The organism is Paenibacillus sp. HJGM_3, from assembly GCF_045062745.1.
Lineage (GTDB): Bacteria > Bacillota > Bacilli > Paenibacillales > NBRC-103111 > Paenibacillus_AA.
On the sequence record NZ_JBJGED010000001.1, the window covers coordinates 151,769 to 177,689 of the forward strand.

Consider the following 25,921-nt stretch of genomic DNA (forward strand, 5'->3'; position numbering starts at 1 on the left):
CAATCAAATAGAAAAGCCACCCATCCCACCGAAGTGCGATGGGTGGCTTATGTCAAGCTATCGGATCCTATAGTTTTCTTGCTTTGATTACAAAAGTTACAGGCAGCATCTTTGCTTTTTTTGCAAATTTGCTGCTACCCCGCGATTGGATAATTTCATCATCAGACTGCTCAATCATTTGTTCAATTAGAAAGCCTGCCTTTGCCAACGCATTCACATAGGTTGATAGTGTACGGTCTGATAATGTTAGCGTACTTTCGTCAAGAGATGACGAATACCAGGATTCATCGAAATAACATTTTTTAAAAACAAAAGTATTATTCTCTTCAACAACGCATTTGTGTATAGGGTGGGACCAACTGAAAATAAAGGCGCCACCTTTTTTTAGGTATGAAGAAATCCGGTGAAATGTACCCTCAAGGTCGGTTGTCCAACCTATTGCATAAACCGAATAAACAAAGTCAAAATAATCCTCTGGTATGCCACATTCTTCTTCCATGGGAGAACAGATTAACTTTGCCGAAAGACCGCACTCCGTCAAATGTTGCTTTGTCTTTTCGATTTGGTTTTCTGATATATCCATCCCCCATAGTTCAGCTGCTTTGCGTTCCCCCAAATATTGCAAAGAATGACCGCTTCCACATCCTATTTCCAGCATCTTTTTTCCTGAGACATCGCCAAAAAGTCGGCAGTTTTCTTCTGAGACAAATGCTCCGTAAAGAGGAAGTGAGGTTGCTCCTAGAACGTCATTTCCTTTTGTATCCCAAAATAAGCTATTTGTTTCATGAATAACACTCTTATCCATGTCGACCGAGATGGCGACAACCTCACTACCGCCTATTATATTTGTTCTAGAAACAGAATTTTTGTCCATGCAGGCACCATCCCCAAATATAAAAATATGAGCCCAAACGTAAAGGGGCTTGACTTCAGTACATAAAGCTCAGTTCGTTCCCGTCTGGAACTGCAATCGTAAACTTAGTCACACTGTAAGGTGTTGTATACAACGCTTCAACAACAGTTACTTTATCTTTTAACATATCCCAAAGTTTCTCCAGGTTCGCTACTTGGAAATTAAGCCTCCCCTTTGAAGGATAACTTTCATCTTGTTGAATTGAAAAATCAGCACCACCTCTTGATTCGAAACCAATGTAATAGGGGTTATCTTCAGGGTATCTTACAGAAACTTCAAACCCCAATACTTCCTCATACCATTTTGCCGCTTTTGTTACGTCAGATACATTTATTCTCACATGAGTCAATACAGTCTTCATTTCACAATCTTCCTCCTGCGTCAATTTCAATCTGTTGAATGTTTGATAAATTCCTCTTACTGCAATTTCCTGTAAATATTTTCGACATGATGTGATAGGTTCCTTCTATTTACTTTAACGATAAACGGCACCCGATCGGTACCGGCTGCAGTCATATGGGGATTGATCTATCGTTCTCCGTTAGAACGAACTTAGTAAACATTTTCCCTAATTTCATTTAGTTCCTCAACACGAAACAATCCTGCATGGTACAGATTGAAAAATTCCTTCGACACTAAGGCTTCAAAAAACCCTTTTCACGTTTCTTGGGCGCTCGATCAGGTCAAATTTTCCTGATCCAATTCAATTCCCTCTTTCGAGATCATTATATCTCCGGAAAATTCACGGGTTTTATTCATACCATTAGGTCAGTTTTCAATAAATGCAATTGCGTCTACCTGGACGAAAAATTCAAACTGACTGATTATGATTGTCCTTGTCGGATATGGATATGAGATGTACTCCTTATATATTTCATTTATTAAAGGGTAGTATTGGTCATCGCTTATCACTAATGTGACTTTAACTACATCAGACATCTCTGCTCCAGCTTGGTTCAAGAGGTTTGTGATTCATCTATCCCAAAGTACTCTTTCATAATGCATTAACTCCCTTCTCTCGGATCATGACTTAATTCGTTACAAAGCTCAAACCTCCTTAATTAGCTTCCTTTTCATTCTGCTATTCTGCCCGTTAATCGCCCAGCTTGAGAAGCAAAGTTCCGAGCTATACTCCCGTAAGCCCCCAACGAATTTCATCTTTATCACCCTTTCCGTCAAAGTCCGAGGAAAGGGCTCTTTATTTTGTTTTTATGAAATCCACCCGCGTTCATGCGCTTTTTCAGTCGCCTGCTGCCTGGTCTCTACCCCCAGCTTTTGAATCGCTATAGACAAATAGTTCCGAACTGTTCCATCGGTTAGAAATAATTGCTTAGCTATTTCCTTAGTCGACAGTCCCTGCTTGGACAAACGCAATACAGCCGTTTCCCTTTCGGTCAGGGGATTTTCTTCCTTCAGGAAAAGAACCGCTGCCAAATCAGTGCTAACCACTCGCTCGCCAGCCATCACCTTGCGTATGGAATGGATTAAAAATTCAATCGGTTCATCTTTCAATAAGTATCCTTCTACCTTCAATTCCATTGCTTTTTGTAAAAAACCGGGACGAGCGAATGTGGTGACGATGATGATTTTCGAGGAACTTCTTTCTTGCCTGAGTTTCTCTGCAATTTCAAGTCCTGAAAGAAACGGGATCTCGATGTCAAGCAAGCACACGTCCGGCTCATAATGCCCAATAGCTTCCCATGCCTCCTGCCCATTCTCTGCCTCCGCAACGACCTCAATGTCACCCTCCAGGGATAATAAAGCCGATAAAGTCCCTCGAAGCAATTTTTGATCTTCTGCAATAAGTATACGTATCACCCTGCTACCCTCTCCCGTTGCTCATTAGTGGAACCTTAAACGTAATGACCGTTCCTTTGTCTGGGCTGGCCGTTATTTGAGTATCTCCCTGCAGCATAGCCATTCGTTCCTTCATTGACTGAAAACCGTTTCCTTCTCCTTGTCTCAAGCGGCCATTCCCGTTATCGCTCACTTGAATACAGTAATATTCAGACTCTATGTATTGTGTAATCGTACATTGTTTGGCTTCGCTATGTTTAATAATATTGGTAATGGCCTCTCTAACGGAAAGTGCCGCCATCGTTTCAGCAACATTGGATAAGGGATTCAAGGACCCATCATCCTTCGTGACCAATTCAATGCCAGCTTTTTGTAAAATATCCTTTGATAGCTCCATTTCTTTCTTAAGGGAAACAAATTTCATGTCGGTGACAAGCTCCCTTACCTGCTTTAACGCATACCTTGAGGTGTTCAAAATATCATGCAGCTCATGCTTCGCCTTTTCCGGGCTATTCTCCACCAATCTCATCGTTAACTCGCTTTTCAGTTTTATCATCGTTAGCGTCTGGCCGAGTGTGTCATGAAGATCCCTTGCAATCCGGTTTCGTTCCTCCTCTTGAATATACCGTTCAAGTTGGGCATTGGCGATTGCCAGCTTTTCTTTTAAGATATTCTCCTTTTCTCTCGTAAAAACTACGATCGTTGTTGCCAACTGAGATATCATAATTGGCAAATACATCGTTGAAAAAAAAGCAAATGGGCTGCCCTCATTTATCCAACCATTTACAATAAACGCAGCCACAATTCCAGCCATCCCAGTAATCATAACTGCCTTCCGATTGGCTCTTCCAAGCAAATCAGCAAAAACAAATCCATACATCAAAACCCAACTGTCGATGTAAATAGCAAGCGCCACAAGCAGGGAGGTCCCTGCGAGACTGGCCATGAGCAGACGCCAGTCCCGATACCACAATCCAGCATAGTGGGAGACGAGCAACAGCGGGAAGACTATTACCTTCAACACGAGATGGACGGAGCTATTTACAATGAAAACTTGATAAATTAAAAAGGAAACCGCAAAAACATCAATAATAAGATATTTTTCGATCTGATCTGCGGGATACATTTTTTTCAACATCGTTCATACACACCTTATCCGTTCGTCAATCAGTTTTTGATTTTTCTATGAGACCTGAAGTGAATCTTCGCGCTGATTCCATTGGACCGTACTTATATCGTTTCAGCCATAGTGAAGCAAAGATCAGTTGAAAATAACATATCGCCATCCAGATCAATACAATGGTTACCGAATTCACCTTGCCGCCTAATCCGAAACCCCATCCATAAAAAATAACTGCAGAAATGACATTTTGCATCACATAGCTGCTGAGTGACATCTTGCCTACCTGTTCAAGCTTGCTCCACAGCCATAACTTCCTATTTGCTTCTACCAGCTTCGCGATTAACCCGATATATCCAAGAGATAGAATCGGCGCAAATAAATAGCGCACTGGAAAATCAAAGTAGCCTCCAGGCACAAAAATAAGCAAATTAAGCGGAATGCCCACGCTCAATCCTATGTGAAGAAGCTTTTCCCGTTTCCTTTTGCCATCATCATCAGAAGCAAAAAAACCAGACCTCATCATACGTATACCTAGCAGAAACAGGAAAATGTTCATCGGTATCACAAATAATGCCTCTGACCGCAATATGATAAAATGGGTAAGCCGAAAACCTACCTGTTGAATCCAACTGCCGTCCTTATATAATAACACTGTTCCTTGTACCTCTCCTAAAGATATATGCGCTCCGATTGCGGCGAGATAGATTCCGAAACACAAAATAAGCAACATAATAGCCCCATGCAGTCCGCCAACGATCATCATCGCTCTTCGAATGGCACGATCTCCGCCTTTTATAATAAAAGCGGTAATGATTGCCGTAATGCCATAGCTCATCAAAATATCATATTCCATAACTAGGGTGAAATGAATAAACCCCTCTGCGATAAGAATAAAAGACGTCCATATATAGACCCCAGGCCATGCGTTCCCTCTTCTTAAGGCCTGCTGGTACTTCATTACAAGTCCGATCCCGAACATAATCGTGAGCAAGCCAAGCAGCTTCCCATTGACCAAGAACAAAACAAATACTCTTATAAATTGTTGCAAGTCCCACCACTCATATTGGTTAAAGGTGAATACATAATTGAAGTCTCCCATATGAGCAAAGATCCAAATATTTGTTCCAAGTGTTCCCAAAATAGCAAAGCCTCTTAAAATATCCAACAAACGTAATCTGCTGCCATTTCCAATCATAACGTCCATCATCCCTTCCGTTCCTTTCGTATCTTTATCTTAGCTCTGAACCGGAACGGGCGATATTCACAGCAGTCAGTCACTTATTATGACAGTGTCATATTAAGGCTTGGTTGAATGTTTCATCGATCACATTCTCCAATAAACCGAGAATACGCATTTATTGGATTTCACTTTAAATCATGTAAAAATCAAACCGATCCTGTCCACATCTGACTACTTGGTCTTCGACGTAATCCTGCCGATTACCAGCAGCAGCAACTCGCATACGGATCCGTGATTCCGTTAGGAATCTGCCGATTAGTTTAATACCACCCGTTGTAGCGATAACACGATTTGATTCATCGGATGACTTCGTCGGGAATGGGATCAAGTTCTTGTCATTCAATTTTGACATGAACTTTATCCCAAAACGCAAAAAGCCGCGATTTACGCGGCCTTTAATGAGATAATGTTCTTGTCATCCGACAGTTGTCGGTTGACAAGAACTTGATGTCATAAATGACATGAACTTTATCCCATTCCCGCGGGACATAAAAAACATCGCCGCATACTGGCGATGTTAATACAACCGGCGTATGATCAGATCGTAAGTCTGGATACGTAATGATTAACGTAATCTCTTACTTGCTTATTTTCGATCGTAGGATATCAAAACCATCATTGCGCATTCGCTTGGTACTGGTCACACATTTTATTTCATCAATATAATTCGAAATACTTAGATCACGCATCATAACCCGTATCCTGCCCTTTCGCTCAATGAACAACGGCAGCCGATCGAGTGCCCGCTGCCGTCATGTTTGATTGAGCTATAGTGCCCGTTACCTCAATTGTCGCAAGATAATTTTCTCACTTCATCATGAATCCGAAACCTCGAATTTTTTATGATTTCCTCAGCAAGTTCATCCGACTGCTTACGATCTGTGTCCAACAGGAATGGCTCATTGTTCGGTGACGCCATCAACTTGTTCCGAAGAAAGAGCGAACGGTGGATATATTGCATATCTCCTCTCTGTTGGAGTCGAGCGGTAAGTGTGTCCGGTTCCGCGTGCAGCACAACATAGTGGAGAGTCGCTTCGAGATCCGATAGTTGGTCAAAAAACCACTGCAATTCGTCTTCGACGACGAAATCGATAACCACGTCTAGACCGTCCAGAAGAAAATTCCGCGTCACCGCAGCGATATTAAGCCAAGCCAGCCGAAGTCGTTCCTCCCAGGGCGGTTCGTTCTCTCCTCGGTAGACATGAAGAAGGAGATCACCTTCAATCAACGCACATTGGTTCATCGCGTTGGCCAGTGTCTTGGAGACGGTCGATTTCCCTACACCGAGTGGACCTGAGATAAGATAGACTGATTTTTGGTGAAAAGCATATGACAATCTCGTCCCCGTATGAAGCAGCCGATTCATGCCGGCAGCTTCGCTCCAATCATTTGTTCAACTAACGTGTCCCGATAGCTCAAAAAGGTATAAGCAAATTCTTGATAACTCCGGTGTTTGACGGAATTAGAGTTGGGTGCTGCTTGTCCCGTTAGCGCCATACTTGTAAGCCAGTTGTTTGTCATGCAAGGACGTTCGCCATACGGCGTATGTTCGCCCAAGCGCTACTTTGATATTTGCATACTTTAATTCTGATCGTCACTGTGGAGAAGATCGGTTCTTGAGACGGGAGTGAAAGTAATGAAATGGCACGATTCCATAGGAAGTTATGAGGCGTGCATTAGTCTGGGTTCGACATGCGAAACGGCATTTCAACTCAAAAGACTGGGCTTACGAAAATATGCAGGCCCCTTAGATTGGTTTGTTTCCGATTCGATCGGCGGATTGGTACGCTTGATCGATCATCGTTTCAATGGATTTATGGAATTTAGCCAGCTAGAGCTCATTGGCTTCACCAATGATTGCTTTGTTGTAAAAGATAGCACAAATCACGTCGTATCTTTTCATGATTTTCCTCTTTATGCGGGACAATGGGAGGAAGCTTATCCCGCGTTTAAAGAAACGCTCAACCGCCGCGTAGACCGATTTTTGAAAACGATTCATGATCAACCGATTCTCTTTATAAGAACCCAAACGAAAAGAAAGGAAGCACAGAAGCTGCACGCAGCATTAAAGACGCTGATGCATGGTGAATCCCAGCTTTTGATCGTGAATAACCACCAGGAGGATCGCAAAGACGTGATTTACGAGGATTGGGGGCTGGATGGAATTAACTCAGTGCTGCTGCCGAAAGGAGAAGACTGGACGGGTTTGAACCAAGCCTGGGATACGTGTATGAACGGCTTCAAATTAAAAGCTCCCTCCTTAGTTGAATCTGCACACCGACCCGAACATTCGTGTCCGTCCTTCAGCACTTCAACCTGACGTCGGATACCATCCAATAAGAAATATTGGTCAAATAGATTGCCTATCATTACTGAACAAATCTCCCGTTAGCACAGCGAGGTTGCCGAATCGTTCGGCAGCCTCGCCCTATTTGACTTGAACTATCGTGCCCGTCCCTCGGGTTTAGTTGAATCATTTTTGAACTAAAGAGAGTATAATTAGGGCTCGATAGGACCGTAAACATCTACGACAAGTCGACCGTCCAACCCTTCATTGGTAAAGGCATATTTCTCGATAACCATTGCTGACTTGTCGTGTCGCAAATCGTTCACCTCCCGATACCTTTGCAGTTCTGCATAAGGATCTGGATTGAAGGGATATTCGCCATCATACTGCGCCAGCAAATAATGATGAGCCGGTACAGCAAACCCCATCATCCCTTCCGGAATTTGCTCCAGACCATTGACCTGCATGCAATAGAAATAAGTAAACATGACCTCACAGTTGTACCATGGTGCATAAAAATGCTCTGGATCCGCGATATTAGGAATCTCTGACCGCCTCTGCATGAAAGCTTCCTTGACCTGTCCGATCTTACTAAAATCTCCATGCTTAAATGATACATTCACTGGTAAACCAATAAACATGATTTCAGGAAGTTCGATACGGTTGATCGAAATCTCTTTTGGTTTGTTTGACATCTGAATCGTTCCTTTCTTCAATTAACTGGCGCTCTGTCTTAAGTGGAGCATCACGGCAAGAATGGATTGGCTTACGAGTTGCTTTTCAAAGTCCGCTTGTTTAGGTAAAATTAATTGCTGCTTTAATACAAGTGGCTTTATGACTCTTACCATAATGCGTTGACCATTGAGCGTGTCCAGGTAATTCCGGAGCTTGCCCCTAGCCCGACGAATCCGGCTTTCTATCGTATTAGAGGACTCTTGTGTGATGAGACTGATTTCTTTTGCTGTGTAGCCCCGCCATTCATGTAATATAAAATCACGACGATAAAGAACATCCAGCGTCAAGAGCGCCTCTTGTAACTGCTCTCTTCGGATATAATCATCCTCTAACTTAATCGGACCGCACAATTCTTGATTCGTCCATACCCGCTCGGGCTGCCGTTGCTGCTGACGAATCCAATCGATAGCTCTCCTCTTTGTCATCGTAAAGAGCCAAGACTTAATTTTGTCGGGTTCTCGCAAAGTTCCAAGCTTCATTAAAGCCTTAATGAATACATCCTGCGCGAGATCTTCAGCGGTCTGCTCGTCCCGTACTATGCGACAGGCAACCGCTCTTACCATCGGGTAGTAGGATGCAAACAAGGCTGTGAACGTTTCCCTATGTTCGGTACGGGCATCCGAATACATTCTTGTTCCCCCTCTACTACACTGACGCTAAAAAAGTACGAAAACGTGCAGTGTAAGTATTTTTTTGCTAGTCGTAGTATTCAATAATTTAGATAAGCGAAATAAGTATCAAAATTTAACCGTCACTAATCTTCGCCCTACATACGCGGGTTTCCTTTTTTATGTAAATAAAGCTATAGAAAACTGCCCGTTAGGTGAACGAAGGCAGCCGATCGATCTGGCCGGCTGCCTTCGTGTATTTATTCAGCTATCGACTCCCGTAAGTTCTACACCAGCTGCATAAGTAAACATGATGCTGTGGACGATTCCTGTCGTTATAAGATTTCATACCAGAACACGCTCACGCATTGCGCCTAGCACAATGTTATACCCATCAAGATCAGAAAGATGTGCGTTTCTAAATTCCCATCTCCCATGGGAATTCTCAAATGGTTCAACTGTAATGATTCCGCCTTTGCTACGTACTTCTTCAACTATAAGATCCAAGTCATTCCACTCGACATGTACAAAAGAGTCCCAGCCATGATCCGGACCCTCCCAGTCAGTTGGATAATCTGAACGTTTTTTTGATATTGCGTTTGGACGCACATCATCGGGTGAAACTGCCTGCTGTAAAATTACTGTCATATCGTCCCGTGTTACGTGTCCCCAATTACTGATCTCACAACCAAGTACATCACGGTAATATTCCTGCGATTTCTTAAAGTCTGAAACTAAACGGACAGGAAACGTTCCTCCGAATTTACCTCTCATCTTTTCTTTCTGTACCTCTTCGACTTTTTCGCTCATTTTGCTTCTCCTCTCTACTCATAATTCGAGTCATCATTTATAAGATGCCATGAGATAAGCGGTCCTGACTTTCAACCCATTTTTTATTTCGTGATTATGCAACAATTTCCTTTTTTTTGAATTGAACTCTACTACCCATTACGTTAATGAGGCTGCCGATTAGTGCCGGCAGCCTCATGCTTGTCTTGTGAAATGAAACTATCGTTCCTCTATAGCTTAATTACTTCCACCAAAGACCATGACATATCCATCCAGATCTTTAACAGCAAAATGTTTCCACTGACTATTTCCCATGGGTGAAATTCTTGGTTCGTATGCAATTATCGCTCCCTTTGACTTAAATTCATTATACAATTGGCCAACCCCGTCAAAATTACTATAGAAATAAGAATCCCATCCAATAGTTTGCTCATCCCCAGTTGGTTTATCCGGCTTTGGATTAGGGCGAACGTCTTCAGGCTTTATAGCTTGTTGGAGGATAAAGCCAAGATTATTACCGCGTTCGGTATGTCCCCATCCATCTACATTGAAGCCAAGTACATCTCGGTAATACGTTTTAGCTTTTTCAAAATCCGAAACTAATCGTACCTGAAGAAAATTCTTAAGATAAATCTCACTCTCCAAGGTTATTCACTCCCTCAGTTAAGTTATGATTTCTAAATGGTTCCACATTTCATCTTAAATACCTTTGTTTGGTGAATGTTTTGTTTTACATAACTCCCGTTACTTCAACTGGAAACGGCAGCCGATCGTGTGCTGGCTACCGTCATATGGTGGCTAAGCTATCGGGGATTGACTCAGTATGCAAAGCCCAGTTCGTTCCCGTCAGGATCTGCAATCGTAAACTTAGTCACACTGTAAGGTGTTGTATGCAACGGTTCAACAACAGTTAATCTTGTGGTTCTTCCCATTGGGGATCGGTTTCGTGTTTGTAATCTCCATTCCATACATCAAACTTATTTCCATCTGGGTCATAAAATCTAAAGTTGTTACCGCAAAGTCCTCTATCTTCGATTTCTTCGATTTCAACTCCATTTGCTTTCAGATGGGCGTGCAAATCATTTAGTTGTTCAATATTTCTCGTTTGGAAGGTTAATACAAACATTTCGTAGCCGTCTTTAGTCTTAAAATTAAAATTAGGTCTTACATGGTCTTTTGTTTCGCAAAGAAAGAGCGTCGGACCAGAATCTAATTTGAAGCAGTGTCCACACCATTCTAATCCTAGAACATTCTCATACCATTTTTTTGATTTCCAAAAATCCGATACAGGAATATAAACGGTAGCAATACTTGAGAAACCTATCTGAAAACTTTGTTTTTCGGCTTGATAGGTCATTGTTCTCCTCCGCAACGGAAAAGGTTTAGGTTCAATTGTTCCATTTGTTCTACAACTCCTTTGATTTATTTTTCCTCCTTAATCGGTATGTCTTTATGATCGCACCAGTCGACTTACAATTATTTTGATGCCACATGATATGGCAAACCTGACTTACTGAAATAATAAGTTATTAAGCAACTGCCGCGGCGGCAAACTGCTCCCTCGATCGCTGAACTATGTTGTCCCGTTAGTTCAACTTGTGCATCCCAGTTTTCTTGAGTAACTTTTTCTACTTCACAATCTATTATTTCTAATATTTCTTTTTCAATGAATCGAAGCCACAACCAATTGAAAGCAACAAAACTTTTCAATTGATTCTTGGATTTTTTCTCTAAAGATCTTTGCATTATAATAATCAACCGAAATTGGGTTTATATTCTCATTCTTAAGTGCCAATTCACTCAGTCTTGCATTTTCCATGCATAACTGCCCAGTTACTTCAACGGGAAACGGCAACCGATCTTTGGGCCGGCTGCCGTAGTGTCATGATTGAACTATTGTTCTCCGTAAGTTAAGAAACTTCAAAAAGATAATAAAAAGCCTGCTCCTGACAAATCGTCAAGAACAGGCTGGATGTCAGTATTACAGTTTTACAACGTTCTCCGCTTGAGGTCCGCGTTGGCCTCTAACAACATTGAATTCTACGTGTTGTCCTTCGTCCAATGACTTGAATCCTTCTCCTTGAATAGCAGAAAAATGTACGAATACATCATCGCCACTTTCCCTTTGAATGAAGCCAAAACCTTTTTCCGCATTAAACCATTTGACAGTACCCTTTTCCATTAGTAAATAACCTCCAAAGTTTAAACATTATGCCCCAACAAAGCCGGACTATTCACGAGTATATCTCATATAAGACACAAAATCTGTTGGAATTTGTCATATAAAATAAATATTAATAAATTAGTTTTAGATCGTGAAACTATATCTGAATACCACCTACATTATGAATCATCGTTACCCGGTAGAGCTTAATCAGTTGCTACTCCTCCCTGTCCACCGTCGGGAATGAGATAAAGTTCTTGTCACCCGACAATCGAACTGTAGTATTTAGTGTCAGGGTTGCAAATCCAACTATTGCCTATTCATGCTTGAGCAGCTATAATGAATAAATGCAAACATATGTTTGTTTCCTATGCCTATCTCATAGTCAACTTTGGAGGAAACTTGAAAGGAACATCACACCTCGCCATCGGGGTTGCCATTGGAGTGGCAGCCGTTGCCTATTACCCGCTCAGTTTAACTAACTCTGCGTTGTATATCGCAGTTGCCTCCTTTTCCTCTCTTAGTGCGGATCTGGACGGGCCCAGCCTGCTGAGCAGCAAGTTGGGTAACATTTCTAAGCTTCTTCAGAACTTAGTTCTTGGGGTTGGCGTTTTTTTAACCGGAACCGTTCTGTATATGCACTTTTTCCAACACTCGTTTGATCGGACTTTTGCTGTGATTGCCGTCTCGACCCTATTGCTCGGTTTCGTGGCGAGAGCAGGCTTCATCCGGAATGCTTTGGTCAGTTTAGTCGGACTCGGATTGATTTATTCAGGCTTGGTCTGGAGTATGACCTGGTTAATCGCTTTCGGCGTCTATGTGGCTTGGGTACCATGGCTTAAGCATAGAGGCATGACTCATACCGTGTGGGCGATTCTTGCGTGGGGCGGTATCGGCTGGGGGTTGGAACAGCAGCTTCAAGTCCAAGGAATAATGATCGTCTCCGTGATTAGTTACTTCTCCCATTTGCTCGCAGACACCTTGACCCCCAGCGGCGTGAAATGGTTTTATCCCCTTTACAAAAAATCAATCAAGCTGCATATCTGAATGAATAACCGGCTGCCGTTGACCGCCGGTTTAGTCATTTGGAGCAGAACAGATTCCCGCAGAATAATAACTCTCTCAATGATTCCAGATTACCTTCTCGATTTTCTGTGATCTAGCATTCCGCATGGCAAGTCCATCCCGCTAAAAATCAAGTAGAATAAAACCGGACTATATTCGTAACGCCGGATTCCGCCAATTCAGTATCTACGTGCCCGGCGAAGTCAGCCTGATCGGCAACGAATACTCGGAGCTCGTCAAATTCAGCGTTCCCCCCTCTGACGACCATGCTGATCAGCGGCACACAAAAAGAGCTTCCCGTGACGCGGTGATCGAGATCATTCAGCGCAACCAGGTGGAAACCTTTGAAAGACAATACCTTGGCACGTTCACTGACGAGGGGTTGTTTTGTGCAGGACCGTTACCTGGTGGTCTGCGTCATTGAGCTATCGTTCTCCGTTCAATCCACGAGCGCTTTTTCGCTTTGCTGTGAATTTCTTACCCTCCTGGTGAATGATTAAAGCCGTTGTTTTCCCCTCGCCGTTCTTTTCAAATGTTACCTCGGCATTAACTGCTTCCGTAAAAAATTTCGTTTCTGATTCGGGGAATAATTTGATAGGTGATTGACCTTTTACTTGTAAATAAAGAAAATCATCATTCTTTGTAATAGTGACTTCGAGACCAGATGCAATCAAAAACTCTCCTACATATTCATCCAAGGTATGATGTGCCAATCTCACATCGGCTTTTTCAGCAGGAAAGTATTCAGGCCAACTGTATTCTCGAGCGATGGCTCGCTCAATCTCAGAAATCATTGGGCTGCCTTGATTTGAGTTGATCATAATCACGGCTCCAAAACCTTGGTGTTTGTAAAGAGTCATTCGGGCTACAAAACCTTCATCCCACCCACCATGACCAAAACGAGCATTTTCTCCCTTTCCTTCTAAAAAGAAGCCAAGACCAATGTGATCCTCGACTTGAGCAGTCAGCATTTGGTTGAGTGTATCCACCGAAATTGGGAGCTTCGATTCATTTTTTAATGATAACTGTAGTTCAACGCCTAGACGAGCAAGATCAGAAGGAGTCGTCCAGAGACCGGCAGCCGCCATTTCCGGGTAGACATGCCACTTGCCGTTTACTGGTCGACTCTTCCAAGGATGTGCAGTTGCTGCAGATTCGCGTAGACGGAGTGCCAATGGCTGTTCATAAGTACTGTTAGTCATGCCAAGTGGTTCGAAAAGTAGCTGATTCATTATTTCGGGAAAGGGTTTATTCAAAAAATCTACAAGGAGCTGTTGTGCCACTGTAGTACCTCCCCCGGAATAACGACTTTGAAGTCCCGGTATGAGGTTTACTCGAATGGCTGGAGTATTTGATGGATGCTGCCCGTTAAGAATCTGAATTACAGAGGGGATTACATCGGTTACTTCATAACCAGAAAATCCATGAACGGTGAGTCCCGCGGAATGACTTAGCAATTGTCTAAGAGTGACCTTTGGCTGCCAGTTCCCGTTCGCAGGTATTTTCCAGGACTTGAGGTACTCATTCACATCTTTATCCAGATTCAATTTCCCCTCCTGCACCAATTGCATTATAGCTAGTGCAAACACGGGCTTGCTGATAGATCCGGCTTGAAAAAGAGTATTTTCCGTGATAGGATCCGGGTTTCCCACTTCACGGATGCCCAATCCTCGGGCCCATTCAATTTTGAAATTGTTAATAACGGCAATAGAAACACCTGGAGTGTGGTAATGTTTCATCCGATCAATTAGCGTTGCCTCATCTCCATATACATTCTTAAAACAAGTGTCTGGAAGCAAGCTATTTGTAATCCTCTCGATCCTTTTTTCAATTTCTTGGGACATAGATCTTTCTCCTCGCTTCTCGTAAGCTTAATGACCCCAGTCTACCATCTACTTACTCCAAACAACAACGAGTATAACACTTATAATTGAACTATACTGCCCATATTATGAGGTCAGCCAGTTATGGTGTCGCGAACCCATCCGCTAGTCTGACCTCGACGACCACGGTGACCACGGACTGTCGCACCCTTAGGGGTAGCACGTAGGGTAGAATAACCCATTTTGGTTGTTGCACCGGCCCGCAATTTCATTGCCGTAGAATCGTTACCGGTCCAGCTCAGGTTCTTTAATGCTCCAGATCCCTTGCACGATCTGCTCTTTGAAAACTTCCTGAATCGAATAAATGACGGGTGCCGAAGGAATGTCGAACTTCAGATGGGAGTGTGGAATCTCCGTAAGCATTGTACCTAACGCATGGCCTCGCCCGTCACGAATCACGTTCCAAAAGACTCTCGATCTGTTATCCTCCGCGCCCCATTTCTCAATGGAGTTTCGGAAAATCAAGTGATTGGCGATGACGAAGTCATTCTCCTCAAGTTCATCACTCGCGCTAAATCCCGCATTTTCCAACTGTTCAAATATTGCCTGCATAAGCTGTTCCAAATAAAGACCGTAGGCCGCATCTTCAATTTCCTCAAAAGCTGCCGTCAAGTCCTTATGCATGAATTCGTATAAGGACTTCCACTCGGACTCAATATAACGGTTGGCCGCATTAACATTTCTTCAATTGTCATGTCATGACAGAATAGTTTACTCATAAACTTACGCCTCCTTTTCAACACTCAATTCCATTGTATAACATATAAGCCAATTGGAAGGTTTTCCGATAAATGAGAAGGAAAGTCGAGTATTATTCGAGAAAACTTATAAAGCACTTTAATCCTGATCATTTTTAGAAGAGGGTCCTTGACGATGCGTCCAAAAAAAATGGCGACAACATTCATGATTAGTGCCAGCACCTTACGAAATTACGAGGCTAAGGGCCTGATCCCTCCCGCGGAAAGATCAGCGAAAGGCCATCGCATGTATACGGACCTGCATGCAGCTTACCTAGGATGTATTCAAGGCATGGCCCCCGCATTCGGGATGGAGACAACTACCGAAGCGCTTCATGATCTTCAGCATGACAAGCCGCATGACGCACTGTGGGCCATTAGAAAAAAGGAAGTCGCTTTATATGAGGAAAGAGTGAAGTTAGAGAGATTAATCGAGGATATTCGGCAACAATCGAATGAAAATAAATCACCGAATACTAAGGAACGGTTCGCCATCAACGAGGTATCTAAGATGACGAAAGTACCTAAATCGACGATCCGCTACTGGGAGCAAGCGGGTTATGTTACGGCGGACCGGGACGATGAAAACCGTTATCGATATTACAGTAAAGGGCATCTATTAAAAATCAGGTTGATCCATGTGCTGCAAAGCTCCGTTTATTCGGAGGACACCGTAAAACTTAAGCAATCTATCGCCGCTGCCGAACATACGGATCTGCAGAGTATCATGAAGCTGGCTGAACAAATTCAGTCTTATCAAAATAAGTCTATCGAGTCCCAAATGTGCGGGATATCTTATTTGTGGAAATTAATTCAACTGTCAAAAGCCCCGATTTAAATGCCGCCCGCGCAAAGGATCATCGTGTAGCGATATTGTCGCAGGTTCGCCGCAAGCCAAACAAGCCTTCAAAGACGCGTTCCCGCGAAAGCTTTGAAGGCTTGTTTGAAAATCGTTTTACCGGACGACGTGAGCTCGGCGATGCTCCAGGCAGCCGCCGAAATAGTCCTCCAGCCGGACGAGCCGGAACTCTTCGATCACCTGCTCGACCGTAATCTCCTCGGTCTCGCTCGACAGCAGAACGGATCCGAGCAGCCCGGGATCCTGGATCGAGATCTTCGCGCCGTAGCGCTGCTTTATCGCCGGAAACTTGCGTCCGTTGTCATCAATGTGTATGACGGCACAGTCCAAGTTCACCGTTGTGGTCAGGAAATGATAATAGTTCGTGCTGGTCGCCACGATCTCGCCGGTCGGGGACAGGACCGTGCAAGGCAGGCCTGCGACGGCGCCGGCGAAATGCGCCCGGCATGAATAGGCCCAATACGCCTGCATCAGCCCACCATGATACAACGAGGCGAACACGATCAAGTCGGGCTTCAGCCGCTCGATCTTCGAACGCAATTCTTCAAAGTTCAGGTCGAAGCAGATCGCGAACGCCACCCGTCCGAAATCGGTCTCCACGATCGGCACCTCGTCTCCGTATTGCAAGCCGCCTACCGTATGCTCCACGGGGACGAGATGATTTTTGTAATAGGCGCCACAGATCTCCCCGTCCCGATCGAGCAACTGCACGGCGTTGCGCCATGTGCCGTCCGGTAGCTCGACATGGGCCGAATACGTGATGTAGCAGCGATGCTGCCTCGCCTTCTCCGCCAGCATCTCGCGGATGCGGGTCCCCCGGACTCGATAGAACGAGTTGCGGAGTTCCACCGGCTCGTAATACGGCCGGTCGCACGCTTCCGGGAGGACGATCAGATCCGGCCCGTCGGGCAGCACCCGGTCGAGCTCCCGCTCCCAATGCTGCTTCATGCGCTCCACGGCCTCCTCCAACGGTACGGCTGAATCGATGGCGAACGGCTGAGGGCCGAGACAGCTGATTTTCACAAACCTGGACACGCATGCATCCCTCCGATGTTTAGTCTTTCCGCGCTTACACTTCCAGGCGTTCCAGCGTCAACCAGACGCCTGCTTCCATGGTCTGGTCCGCGCCGAAGCCGAGCAGGTGCCCGTAGATCGAATCGTCGATCGAAGTCGTGGACAACGAGGCTTCCTCCCCGCGGGCACAGCAGATCCCCGCCCCCCGTTGTCGCAGCGCCAGACGCTGCGGCCGTACGGATTGTCGGACGGCAGTCCAACTTCTGCTCCGTCGTCGGCTCCGGTCCCAGGTGCTCGATGGACCTCCATACGTAAGTCCACGAAGAGGACGAAGCTGAAGAAAAACCGATTCTTGATTTCTGCGGCAGCCATTTGCCGAGCCATTCACCCATGTCCTTCCCTCCCAGTCGCGATCGCAAGGACTATGACCATGTTAGCATCATCTTAATGGAACTGTCCCCGCTTGAATATGAGCAATATTAACGAAAAGTGGAACAAATTTGTCTTTGGAGGGGGGAAAGCAATCTGTGGTACACCAAGGACATTCCGGCTCCCGGCCAGAAAGGATGGCACTTCATGAAAATGACAAGAACTTTATCCCATCCCGCGGACAAAGATTGCTAATGTGCATAGTAAGCCCGAAAGCCGCAGCGAAGCGACGCCCGACGCAGCGTGATATAATCTAACCAGGTGATGCGCATGCAAATAAGCCGTTTATTCGAAATCGTATATCTGCTCTTACACAAAAAGAACATTACCGCAAGAGAACTCTCTGAGCGCTTCGAGGTGTCGCAGCGCACGATCTACCGCGACATCGAGACGCTGTGCCAGGCGGGCATTCCGATCTTCACGAACAAGGGCAAGGGTGGCGGGATCAGCCTGACGGACAACTTCACGCTAAACAAATCCGTGCTGTCGGAGGAGGAGCGTGGCGAGATCTTGTCCGCGCTTCAGGGAATGCAAGCCACGGGATTCTCAGAAGCGGACCAGGTGCTATCCAAGCTGAGCGCTTTGTTCGGCACGAACGCGCCGAATTGGGTCGAGATCGATTTCTCCGACTGGAGCGACACGCAGCAGCACAAATTCGCCCAGGTGAAAGAAGCCGTCCTCCGCCAGAAGGTCCTGAGCTTCGACTATTACAGCAGCTACGGTGAGAAAACTCACCGGATCGCTGAGCCGCTGCAGCTGTGGTTCAAGGGCCGGACCTGGTACGTCCGGGCGTACTGCAGATCGAAGCAGGACATGCGGACGTTCAAGCTGACTCGGATGAAAAATCTGAAGGTCATCGAGGAGACGTTCGACCGGACCTTGCCCTCCGCAGAATCGCCTTCTACCATGAGTCGTCCGCAGGAGCACCCAGTCGTCACGCTTCGGCTAAAGGTTGATTTTTCGCAGGCGTTCCGGGTTTACGACGAGTTCGACGAGCCGGAGATCTCGAAGGACGCCGATGGAAGCTTCCTAATCACAGTCTCCTATCCGGACGACGATTGGGTCTACGGGCATCTCCTCTCGTTCGGTCCCCATGTGGAAGTATTGGAGCCGGCTCACGTACGGGAAATGTTAATCGTGTGGCTGCGAAAAACATTGGAACGCTATTCATAATATGACACGCAGTTGTCACATTAAAGGCCGTACAATAAGGGCATCACCGGTCGCAAGACCGTCTAGGAGGATGAACATGGGACATACGGAATTTTGCCAAAGCTGCGGGATGCCGACGGACGGCAATGCTGAGCTGCACGGAACGAACACTGACGGGAGCAAGAACTCGGATTATTGCATGTATTGCTACAAGGATGGGGCCTTCACCGCCGATGTCAATATGGATCAGATGATCGAATCTTGCGTCCCGCACGTAGTCGCCTCGGTGCAGGGAATGACGGAGGACACCGCGAGAAGCATGATGCGCGAGCAGTTCCCGACGCTTAAGAGGTGGCGGGATCAATAAAGCAAAAAGCGCAGGAATAAATCCTGCGTTTTTTTCATGAACAAAGCAAATAGTTCATGTAATAAATTCATACCGCACAACTAAGCTGGAACGTAGGTCAACCTGATCACTTGCTCGCCAATTCGATCGCTTGCCACGAGGCGCAGCGGCGGCCGCGGACCGGCGAAGAACGGTTTGCCGTGACCCAGCACGACTGGATGGAGATAGAGTCGATACTCATCAACGAGACCAAGCTCCGTTAGACTGTGCGCCAACTCCGGCCCGGCAACTTCAATCTCCCCTTCATGCTGAGCCTTCAGCCCACGTATGGCCGCTGCGAGGTCGCCCTCGATCAGAGAAGCGTTCGGACCGACGGACTTTAACGTCCTCGACACCACCCACTTCGGTTTGCTTTGCCACGCCGCTGCGTATTCCCGTTCCGGCGCATCCCATTCAATATGGTCTCCGTCCCAAAACCGCATGATCTCGTACATGCGGCGCCCGTACAGGCAGCCCGCCAGGCCGCGCACGTCGTCGATGAAATGACGGAATAACACGGGGTCGGGCTGAAATGCCGGGTGGTCGTGGTCGACGAACCCGTCCAGAGACTGGTTTAATGCGAAAACGATCTTTGCCATGCGACTGACTCTCCTCTCTGGTTTTCTCGCACATTCATTATCAGGATTACACGTTCCATATGCAGCCCCTTTATGTCTACATTTTATCATCCAACAGCATGCCCGGTTTCTTATGGATTGCTAATGTGTCCAGTCGCTGGCCCAACTATCCCCCACCTCTACCCTTGAAAATCCACTCCCAAAGCGAATTCAACGGCACTTTCAGCATGGATTCTTGTTGTGTCATATACGGGTATGGTGCAATCATCTTGTGAGATCAGTAGTGTTATTTCTGTACATCCCAAGATAACTGCTTCCGCTCCATTCTGCATAAGACCATTGATTATTCTTAAATAAGTTTGCTTAGACTCTTCCTTAATAACCCCTAGACAAAGTTCTTGATATATGATGTCATGCACAACCGCCCGATCTACTTCATTCGGCACAATTACCTCAAGTCCATACTTCTCAATGAGCCTACCCTTATAAAAATTTTGTTCCATTGTAAAAGCAGTTCCTAGTAACGCAACTTTTTTGATGCCATCTTTAACTATTTCATTCGCAGTAGAGTCTGCAATATGAATGAACGGAATTGATACCGATTGTTCAACTTCACGTGCCATTTTGTGCATGGTATTCGTGCAAATGACGATTAAGTCTGCACCACCCGCTTCAAGTTTTTGGGCGGACTCAATCATTATTCTTGTAGCCTCAGACCAGTTCCCCTCATGCTGTAAAGTCTTAATCTCTTGAAAATCTACTGAGTACATTAGACTCTTAGCGGAATGATGTCCACCTAGTTTCTTTTTTACATGTTGATTAATAATCTGGTAATAGAGTAGAGAGGACTCCCAGCTCATTCCCCCAATAAGGCCTATCGTTTTCAATCTCCCATCACCTCACTTATTGTTAACAACGATTTTAATGAAGTCCATAATGAATAATTTGATATCGGATTACCTCATTACCGAATGTAAACCATAGTAATAAAAGCCATACTATACTTCCCATTATCAAACTAAACCACGCAAAAATACGACTTTCCTTGTTTATTAATGGGAATAGAGCAATTAACAATGCTCCTAATCCAAATGTTAATACCACAGTTAGTTGACTTGTTAAAGTTTGAAAAATCAACTAGCCCCCTCCTACACTACTGATCGTTCGATTCACGCTAATGGCAACAACGGCTTCAATATCTTCAACAGCAAATGCAAGATGCTGGATACCCAGGGTATTTGCAAAAGCTTGCTGAATCCCTTTTTCATGCAGACGGCGAATAAAATTTGATTAGCTATATCCATACCTACCGTCTGGCGTCCCCAATCCATTATAAGTCGTGAACTAAAGCGATAAATAGCCCTCCTTATGTATTTTGTTCTTGTACGCTTATTTTACCATACGTTTTATCGGACCCGTTATGTCACTCCAGAATGGCGCCGGGGCGAGAAGCGTCAATACGCCCTTCAACCTTTTGGTGAAGAATACGACGGGGCTAAAAGGGAAATATGATAGAATATGTTGATGATGAAGCCTTGGCAATTCCGTTTGGTGATGAATGAGGGAGGTCTAAGTTTTGAATAGGCAGGAAAAGGTCAGCACGGGGTTAAGAGAGTTTGATCAGGCGATCGACCATCTTCGGCTAGGCGACAATGTGGTGTGGCAAGTGGACTCGGTATCCGGATACCGGATTATGGTCGACCCCTACGTGACTCAGGCTAGGCTGGACGGGAGAAAGCTGATATATGTGCGTTTCGGAAGCCATCCGCCGATTCTGGAGCACAGCGACGATTTTCAAGTTTATCGTATGAACGCGGAGATGGGCTTCGAGAGCTTTGCCATGGACTTATTCAGTCTGGTTCGGCAAGAGGGCCGAGGAGCGTTCTATGTGTTCGACTGTCTGACCGACTTGTTGGAATACTGGCATTCCGATTTGATGATCGGTAATTTTTTCAAGGTGATGTGCCCCTTCTTATATGAGATGGAAACCATAGCGTATTTTGCGGTTATCCGGAATGTTCATACCTACAGCACGATTTCTTCGATTCGGGAAACGACACAAGTTTTGTTGGATCTATATCAAGTCGACCATAATTACTATATTCATCCCTTAAAGGTGTGGGAACGCTATTCCTCGACGATGTATTTCCCGCATCTCATTCAAGGGCAGGAGGCTGTGGCCATCACGGCCAGCGCGGAAGCGACCAAGCTGTTCTCCAGCATCCGCCGCGGGGAGGAGAGGCTCGATTATTGGGACGTTCTCTTTAAGAACGCGGAAGAAGCGCTTGGATTGGAGCCGGAACAGAAGGAGAACACCAAGAGGCTGTTAATGTCCATTCTGATCGGCAATGAATCCAAAATGTTGGAGCTGTGCAATCAGTATTTCACCTTGGCGGACATTCTGAAGATTGCATCAAGAGAGGTAGGCACCGGCTTTATCGGAGGCAAGAGTGTCGGGATGCTGATCGCAAGAAAAATTCTCGAACGCGACGGGAAGGGAAGGTTCGCTCCCTATATGGAGCCCCATGATTCCTTCTATATCGGGTCCGATGTATTCTACACCTATATTGTTCAGAACGGGTGGTGGAAGCTGCGCACCAAGCAAAGGACAAAAGAAGGTTATTTTAAATATGCCCCTGAGCTGGAAAAGAAGATGCTGAACGGGAAATTTCCGGATAATATTAGGGAAAAGTTTATCCAGGTGTTGGAATATTACGGTCAGTCTCCCATTATTGTGCGTTCCAGCTCCTTGCTGGAGGATAACTTCGGAAACGCCTTTGCCGGGAAATACGAGAGTGTGTTCTGCGTGAACCAGGGAACCCTGGAGGAGCGCTGTGAAGCCTTCGAGCAAGCGATCCGAATCGTATATGCCAGCACGATGAGCGAAGATGCCATCACGTATCGAATGAACCGGGGACTCGCGGAGAAGGACGAGCAGATGGCCATCCTCGTACAGCGCGTTTCCGGGGACCATTATAACCAACTCTTTTTCCCGCATCTCGCAGGTGTAGGAAATTCATCGAATCTATACGTATGGAACAAGAACATCGATATGGATGCCGGGATGCTGCGTATGGTGTTCGGACTGGGCACCAGGGCGGTGGATCGGACCGTCGGCGATTATGCCCGGATCGTGAGCCTGGATGATCCTTCGCGGCTGCCGCTGATGGACGCTCAAGACTATAAGAAGTTCTCTCAGCATTATGTGGATGTCTTGTCGCTCAAAGAAAATAAGTTGGCTACCGTCAGCTCGGATGAAATCTTGCACCATGATCTAAAGGTCAACAAAGGGTTGTTTGCTTCGGTAGACTATCGGACGGAGGAGCGGCTGAGACAGCTGGGGATCGCGGGCGGAAAGACTCCATACATCGTTGATTTTCAACAATTGCTCAGAAGGACCGATTTTCCTATCCTGATGCGAGATATGCTGTCTTTGCTGTCCAAGGTATACGAGTATCCTGTAGATATCGAATTTACAGCAAATTTCACGGGGGACAACACCTTTAACATCAATCTGGTGCAATGCCGGCCGCTGCAAACACGAGGGTTAGGCAAATCGGTCGAATTCCCGAAGCTGTCGGATGTGCGGGATTGCTTCTTCTCTTTAAAAGGCGAATTCATTGGAGGCAATGTGCGGCTGCCGATCGACTATGTCGTCTTGGTACGTGCGAAGACTTACTTGGAGCGTAACGAGCAGGGGAAATACGCGGTGGCCAGGCAGGTGGGCAAGATCAATAGCGCGCTTAAGGGAAAGAATGCCATGCTGGTGGGCCCCGGCAGATGGGGGACTACCACTCCATCGCTTGGTGTGCCTGTACATTTCACGGAGCTCAGCCATATGTCCGTGATCTGCGAGGTAGCATCGCCTGAAGGAGGAATGGCGCCCGAATTGTCTTATGGCAGCCACTTCTTTCAGGATTTGGTGGAGACGGGTATTTTTTATGCGGCCATTTTCGCAGGACGGAAGGACGTGGTTTACAATCCGGAAGTCATTTTAGAACGCGAGAACTTATTAGCCTCCATTCTGCCAATGAGTGAACAATTCACCGATGTCATCCATATCGCCGCAACGGATGGAATGGAAGTTTTCTCGGATATCGTCACCCAGAGGTTAATCTGCATTCCCGGTTGAACAATAAAAGCAACCTCCGCGGTGTCGTGGCCGTTCGGGGTTGCTTTTTTTTGTTGTGCTTGCGCCGCGGACTCATCGCCACGATTATGGTTTTAGGGAATAATTTCAAACACGGTACCTTGGTTATAATCAGCCACTTTCATAGAGCCAAAAACCCCTAAGTAAAGTCTGGACTGATCCAGATTCGTTCCCAGACTCACATAATAAGCGGATTGGGATCCGAAATTATAATCGGTTTCAATCACACTAAAATCATTCAGTTTGCAATCCGGTCTTACCCTGGTATAAGCTAAAACCCCTCTGACCGGAGGTCGGGATTCTTCTTGCCGCGCAATATCGATAAACACGACGCTTCCGGTTAAATCGGGGATTGCATTCCCCATATAGGGCTGTACGCCTGTAAGAGCAGTTCCTCCAAATTTATCGGGTCGGGGATCCTTATGAAAATAACTGGTTAAAGGCGGAAGACGCCTCACGGAAGTGGTTACGGTTTCATTGTAATAAGCCAATGTTTTCTCATCCAAAGCCGGATTTGACGGGCAGTCCCTCATAAACGGAGTTGGAAAAGCACCTTCCCACCCTCGCCAGCCAAAGTTAATAAACCCTTCATGGCCCGGATCGGCATTCATTTGGGAAGCTTGAATAAGCTGAGGAACCGGTATGGGTCTATAATGAACGAATGAAAAAATCGACTCTACCAAATCCTGTCCGACATTCCCTGCATATTTGATATACTGATTATGAAATCTTTGGAAGGAGAGGCCCGACATATTTCGAACGCCTTTGGCGATAACCGTAAGCGTTTCCTGAATAGGTACGGGAAGTTCATGGAGACGTGTGACTACGGGTGGAGTTGGAATCCCGGTATTGTTACTTACATCCACTTCCATAATTTTCCCCGCGATTTCCATATCGTCCTGGCTTAAATTAAAGGGATCGTAGGCTGACCCCCCGTCTCCGGTTGTTAATACAAGTTTGCCTGTTTCAGGTGAAAAGTTCAAGCTGTTGACCCCATTATGATTTAGAAACGGTCTTCTTAAATTTAGTAATGTCCGTCGTTTTTGAGGTTCGCCATTCGATTGTAAACTCCATTCTTCAACGGTATCGATATGATCGTATTGAGTTTCTCGATTGATCCACTTGAGGTTTAAAGTCCCGGGATCGCACGGGTTCGGCTTAAATGGTTGAGGAAGAGCCCCCGGACCTTGTGTTCCGGCTACGGAATAATGAAGATAGAATAGACCGTTATGATAAAAATCGGGATGAAAAGCCAGCCCTAGCAATCCCCGTTCATCATATCCCCCGGCAGAACCGCCTAATTTTAGGATTCGAGGACGAATATCTAAAAAGGTTTTTATACCTCCATTTCCTATGTAAAAGATCTCTCCTACCTGGGTAGCAATAAATAACCTTTCTATTGTATCGCCTGGAAGTAGAGTCGTTTTTAATACAGTGGGTAAATTCAGCTTACTTACAAGGGGCCGTAAATGAACCTTAACTTTTTTCAACAACTTTACACTCCTTCTGATTGTTTAGTAATAAAAAATATGATTAGAAAGGTTCCATTAGTACAAAATTAGGGAAATGGAAGCTGACAAGGCATTTGTACAAGCACTGTCATTCATCGGTTCATAAGATATCCTAGCTTATTTTTTAGGAGGGATCTTATGGCTGCCACAGCGAGACAAGTATTGCTTCAAATTGCTAGATTATCTACGAGATTGGCCAACGACGTACCATTCAGAAAAAAATTTGAAGATATTATTGGCGACACCCAAGCACCCAGAAGTAAAAGAGTTCTACAAATGAGAGCACTGTTAAGATCAGCTGGTTTCAAATCACCCACTCGGGTACGAATATTCAATGATTTAGGAGAAACACCAAGGGTAGTAATCTCATATGATGCAGTAGACTTAAGATTAAAACAAGGTATAACCACTTCCTTTACTTTTCGATTAAACCCAGGACCATAATGATGGTAACTTAATACGATGGACATATCATAAAAGGACACCAATGCGGTGTCCTTTT

The 25,921-nt window shown here is 45.3% G+C and carries 27 protein-coding genes; 7 read left to right on the plus strand and 20 right to left on the minus strand.

Annotation, left to right across the window (positions count from 1 at the left end; translation table 11 throughout):
- Positions 1-67: 67 nt before the first annotated feature.
- From ACI5FR_RS00615 to ACI5FR_RS00645, 7 genes are all read right to left on the minus strand, one after another.
- Entirely contained in the window at positions 68-874 is an 807-nt protein-coding gene (locus ACI5FR_RS00615) for a class I SAM-dependent methyltransferase (RefSeq protein WP_405448922.1), read from the minus strand.
- Positions 875-929: 55 nt separating this feature from the next.
- A complete protein-coding gene (locus tag ACI5FR_RS00620) occupies positions 930-1,274 on the minus strand; it encodes a VOC family protein (RefSeq protein WP_405448925.1) in 345 nt (114 codons plus the stop codon).
- A gap of 407 nt (positions 1,275-1,681) precedes the next feature.
- The gene (locus tag ACI5FR_RS00625; RefSeq protein WP_405448928.1) at positions 1,682-1,873 is read right to left on the minus strand and encodes a RidA family protein; all 192 of its coding nucleotides are present in this window, start codon (positions 1,871-1,873) and stop codon (positions 1,682-1,684) included.
- Between the two features lie 249 nt (positions 1,874-2,122).
- Entirely contained in the window at positions 2,123-2,731 is a 609-nt protein-coding gene (locus ACI5FR_RS00630) for a response regulator (RefSeq protein WP_405448931.1), read from the minus strand.
- Positions 2,732-2,735: 4 nt separating this feature from the next.
- A complete protein-coding gene (locus tag ACI5FR_RS00635; protein ID WP_405448934.1) occupies positions 2,736-3,848 on the minus strand; it encodes a sensor histidine kinase in 1,113 nt (370 codons plus the stop codon).
- Positions 3,849-3,873: 25 nt separating this feature from the next.
- Positions 3,874-5,028: a DUF418 domain-containing protein gene (locus ACI5FR_RS00640; protein WP_405449783.1), complete on the minus strand. Its 1,155-nt coding sequence runs from the start codon at positions 5,026-5,028 to the stop codon at positions 3,874-3,876.
- Positions 5,029-5,857: 829 nt separating this feature from the next.
- Complete coding sequence (locus ACI5FR_RS00645; protein WP_405448937.1) at positions 5,858-6,439, minus strand: P-loop nucleotide/nucleoside kinase family protein; 582 nt, start codon at positions 6,437-6,439, stop codon at positions 5,858-5,860.
- A gap of 270 nt (positions 6,440-6,709) precedes the next feature.
- Here ACI5FR_RS00645 and ACI5FR_RS00650 point away from each other — a divergent pair, with 270 nt between their 5' ends.
- On the plus strand, positions 6,710-7,393 hold the full coding sequence (locus tag ACI5FR_RS00650) for a DUF1796 family putative cysteine peptidase (protein ID WP_405448940.1): 684 nt from the start codon (positions 6,710-6,712) through the stop codon (positions 7,391-7,393).
- A gap of 179 nt (positions 7,394-7,572) precedes the next feature.
- Here ACI5FR_RS00650 and ACI5FR_RS00655 read toward each other — a convergent pair whose 3' ends face one another.
- From ACI5FR_RS00655 to ACI5FR_RS00685, 7 genes are all read right to left on the minus strand, one after another.
- Positions 7,573-8,055 (minus strand): GyrI-like domain-containing protein, encoded by a 483-nt coding sequence (locus ACI5FR_RS00655; protein WP_405448942.1) that lies wholly within the window; start codon positions 8,053-8,055, stop codon positions 7,573-7,575.
- A gap of 21 nt (positions 8,056-8,076) precedes the next feature.
- Positions 8,077-8,724 carry an RNA polymerase sigma factor gene (locus tag ACI5FR_RS00660; RefSeq protein WP_405448944.1) on the minus strand — a complete coding sequence of 216 codons (648 nt, stop codon included), beginning with the start codon at positions 8,722-8,724 and terminating at the stop codon, positions 8,077-8,079.
- A gap of 324 nt (positions 8,725-9,048) precedes the next feature.
- Entirely contained in the window at positions 9,049-9,513 is a 465-nt protein-coding gene (locus ACI5FR_RS00665) for a VOC family protein (RefSeq protein WP_405448947.1), read from the minus strand.
- Positions 9,514-9,729: 216 nt separating this feature from the next.
- Positions 9,730-10,137, minus strand: a complete 408-nt coding sequence (locus ACI5FR_RS00670) for a VOC family protein (RefSeq protein WP_405448949.1) — start codon at positions 10,135-10,137, stop codon at positions 9,730-9,732.
- A 265-nt stretch (positions 10,138-10,402) separates the two neighbouring features.
- The gene (locus ACI5FR_RS00675; protein ID WP_405448951.1) at positions 10,403-10,849 is read right to left on the minus strand and encodes a VOC family protein; all 447 of its coding nucleotides are present in this window, start codon (positions 10,847-10,849) and stop codon (positions 10,403-10,405) included.
- Between the two features lie 119 nt (positions 10,850-10,968).
- Positions 10,969-11,238, minus strand: coding sequence for a hypothetical protein (locus ACI5FR_RS00680; protein WP_405448953.1), 270 nt, complete (start codon positions 11,236-11,238; stop codon positions 10,969-10,971).
- 235 nt (positions 11,239-11,473) lie between these two features.
- Complete coding sequence (locus ACI5FR_RS00685; protein WP_405448956.1) at positions 11,474-11,674, minus strand: cold-shock protein; 201 nt, start codon at positions 11,672-11,674, stop codon at positions 11,474-11,476.
- Positions 11,675-11,995: 321 nt separating this feature from the next.
- Here ACI5FR_RS00685 and ACI5FR_RS00690 point away from each other — a divergent pair, with 321 nt between their 5' ends.
- Positions 11,996-12,703: a metal-dependent hydrolase gene (locus ACI5FR_RS00690; RefSeq protein WP_405448958.1), complete on the plus strand. Its 708-nt coding sequence runs from the start codon at positions 11,996-11,998 to the stop codon at positions 12,701-12,703.
- Between the two features lie 443 nt (positions 12,704-13,146).
- Here the strand turns inward: ACI5FR_RS00690 and ACI5FR_RS00695 are convergent, their stop codons facing one another.
- Both ACI5FR_RS00695 and ACI5FR_RS00700 read right to left on the minus strand, forming a co-directional pair.
- Positions 13,147-14,565, minus strand: a complete 1,419-nt coding sequence (locus tag ACI5FR_RS00695) for a serine hydrolase (RefSeq protein WP_405448961.1) — start codon at positions 14,563-14,565, stop codon at positions 13,147-13,149.
- Positions 14,566-14,829: 264 nt separating this feature from the next.
- Positions 14,830-15,228, minus strand: a complete 399-nt coding sequence (locus ACI5FR_RS00700; RefSeq protein ID WP_405448964.1) for a DUF6022 family protein — start codon at positions 15,226-15,228, stop codon at positions 14,830-14,832.
- Between the two features lie 249 nt (positions 15,229-15,477).
- Here ACI5FR_RS00700 and ACI5FR_RS00705 point away from each other — a divergent pair, with 249 nt between their 5' ends.
- A complete protein-coding gene (locus tag ACI5FR_RS00705) occupies positions 15,478-16,179 on the plus strand; it encodes a MerR family DNA-binding transcriptional regulator (RefSeq protein ID WP_405448966.1) in 702 nt (233 codons plus the stop codon).
- Between the two features lie 117 nt (positions 16,180-16,296).
- Here the strand turns inward: ACI5FR_RS00705 and ACI5FR_RS00710 are convergent, their stop codons facing one another.
- Positions 16,297-17,235 (minus strand): carbon-nitrogen hydrolase family protein, encoded by a 939-nt coding sequence (locus ACI5FR_RS00710; protein WP_405448969.1) that lies wholly within the window; start codon positions 17,233-17,235, stop codon positions 16,297-16,299.
- A 678-nt stretch (positions 17,236-17,913) separates the two neighbouring features.
- Between ACI5FR_RS00710 and ACI5FR_RS00715 the strand changes: the two genes are divergently transcribed.
- Positions 17,914-18,816 carry a helix-turn-helix transcriptional regulator gene (locus ACI5FR_RS00715; RefSeq protein WP_405448971.1) on the plus strand — a complete coding sequence of 301 codons (903 nt, stop codon included), beginning with the start codon at positions 17,914-17,916 and terminating at the stop codon, positions 18,814-18,816.
- A gap of 76 nt (positions 18,817-18,892) precedes the next feature.
- On the plus strand, positions 18,893-19,162 hold the full coding sequence (locus ACI5FR_RS00720; RefSeq protein ID WP_405448972.1) for a zinc ribbon domain-containing protein: 270 nt from the start codon (positions 18,893-18,895) through the stop codon (positions 19,160-19,162).
- 80 nt (positions 19,163-19,242) lie between these two features.
- On the opposite strand, the gene ACI5FR_RS00725 is transcribed toward ACI5FR_RS00720, so the two are convergent.
- On the minus strand, positions 19,243-19,779 hold the full coding sequence (locus ACI5FR_RS00725; protein ID WP_405448975.1) for a dihydrofolate reductase family protein: 537 nt from the start codon (positions 19,777-19,779) through the stop codon (positions 19,243-19,245).
- A gap of 158 nt (positions 19,780-19,937) precedes the next feature.
- Complete coding sequence (locus ACI5FR_RS00730) at positions 19,938-20,645, minus strand: aspartate/glutamate racemase family protein (protein WP_405448978.1); 708 nt, start codon at positions 20,643-20,645, stop codon at positions 19,938-19,940.
- A 689-nt stretch (positions 20,646-21,334) separates the two neighbouring features.
- Between ACI5FR_RS00730 and ACI5FR_RS00735 the strand changes: the two genes are divergently transcribed.
- Positions 21,335-23,890, plus strand: coding sequence for a PEP/pyruvate-binding domain-containing protein (locus tag ACI5FR_RS00735; RefSeq protein WP_405448980.1), 2,556 nt, complete (start codon positions 21,335-21,337; stop codon positions 23,888-23,890).
- Positions 23,891-23,982: 92 nt separating this feature from the next.
- On the opposite strand, the gene ACI5FR_RS00740 is transcribed toward ACI5FR_RS00735, so the two are convergent.
- Complete coding sequence (locus ACI5FR_RS00740) at positions 23,983-25,398, minus strand: PQQ-dependent sugar dehydrogenase (protein WP_405448982.1); 1,416 nt, start codon at positions 25,396-25,398, stop codon at positions 23,983-23,985.
- Between the two features lie 159 nt (positions 25,399-25,557).
- Here ACI5FR_RS00740 and ACI5FR_RS00745 point away from each other — a divergent pair, with 159 nt between their 5' ends.
- Positions 25,558-25,863 carry a hypothetical protein gene (locus ACI5FR_RS00745; RefSeq protein WP_405448984.1) on the plus strand — a complete coding sequence of 102 codons (306 nt, stop codon included), beginning with the start codon at positions 25,558-25,560 and terminating at the stop codon, positions 25,861-25,863.
- Positions 25,864-25,921 lie beyond the last annotated feature (58 nt).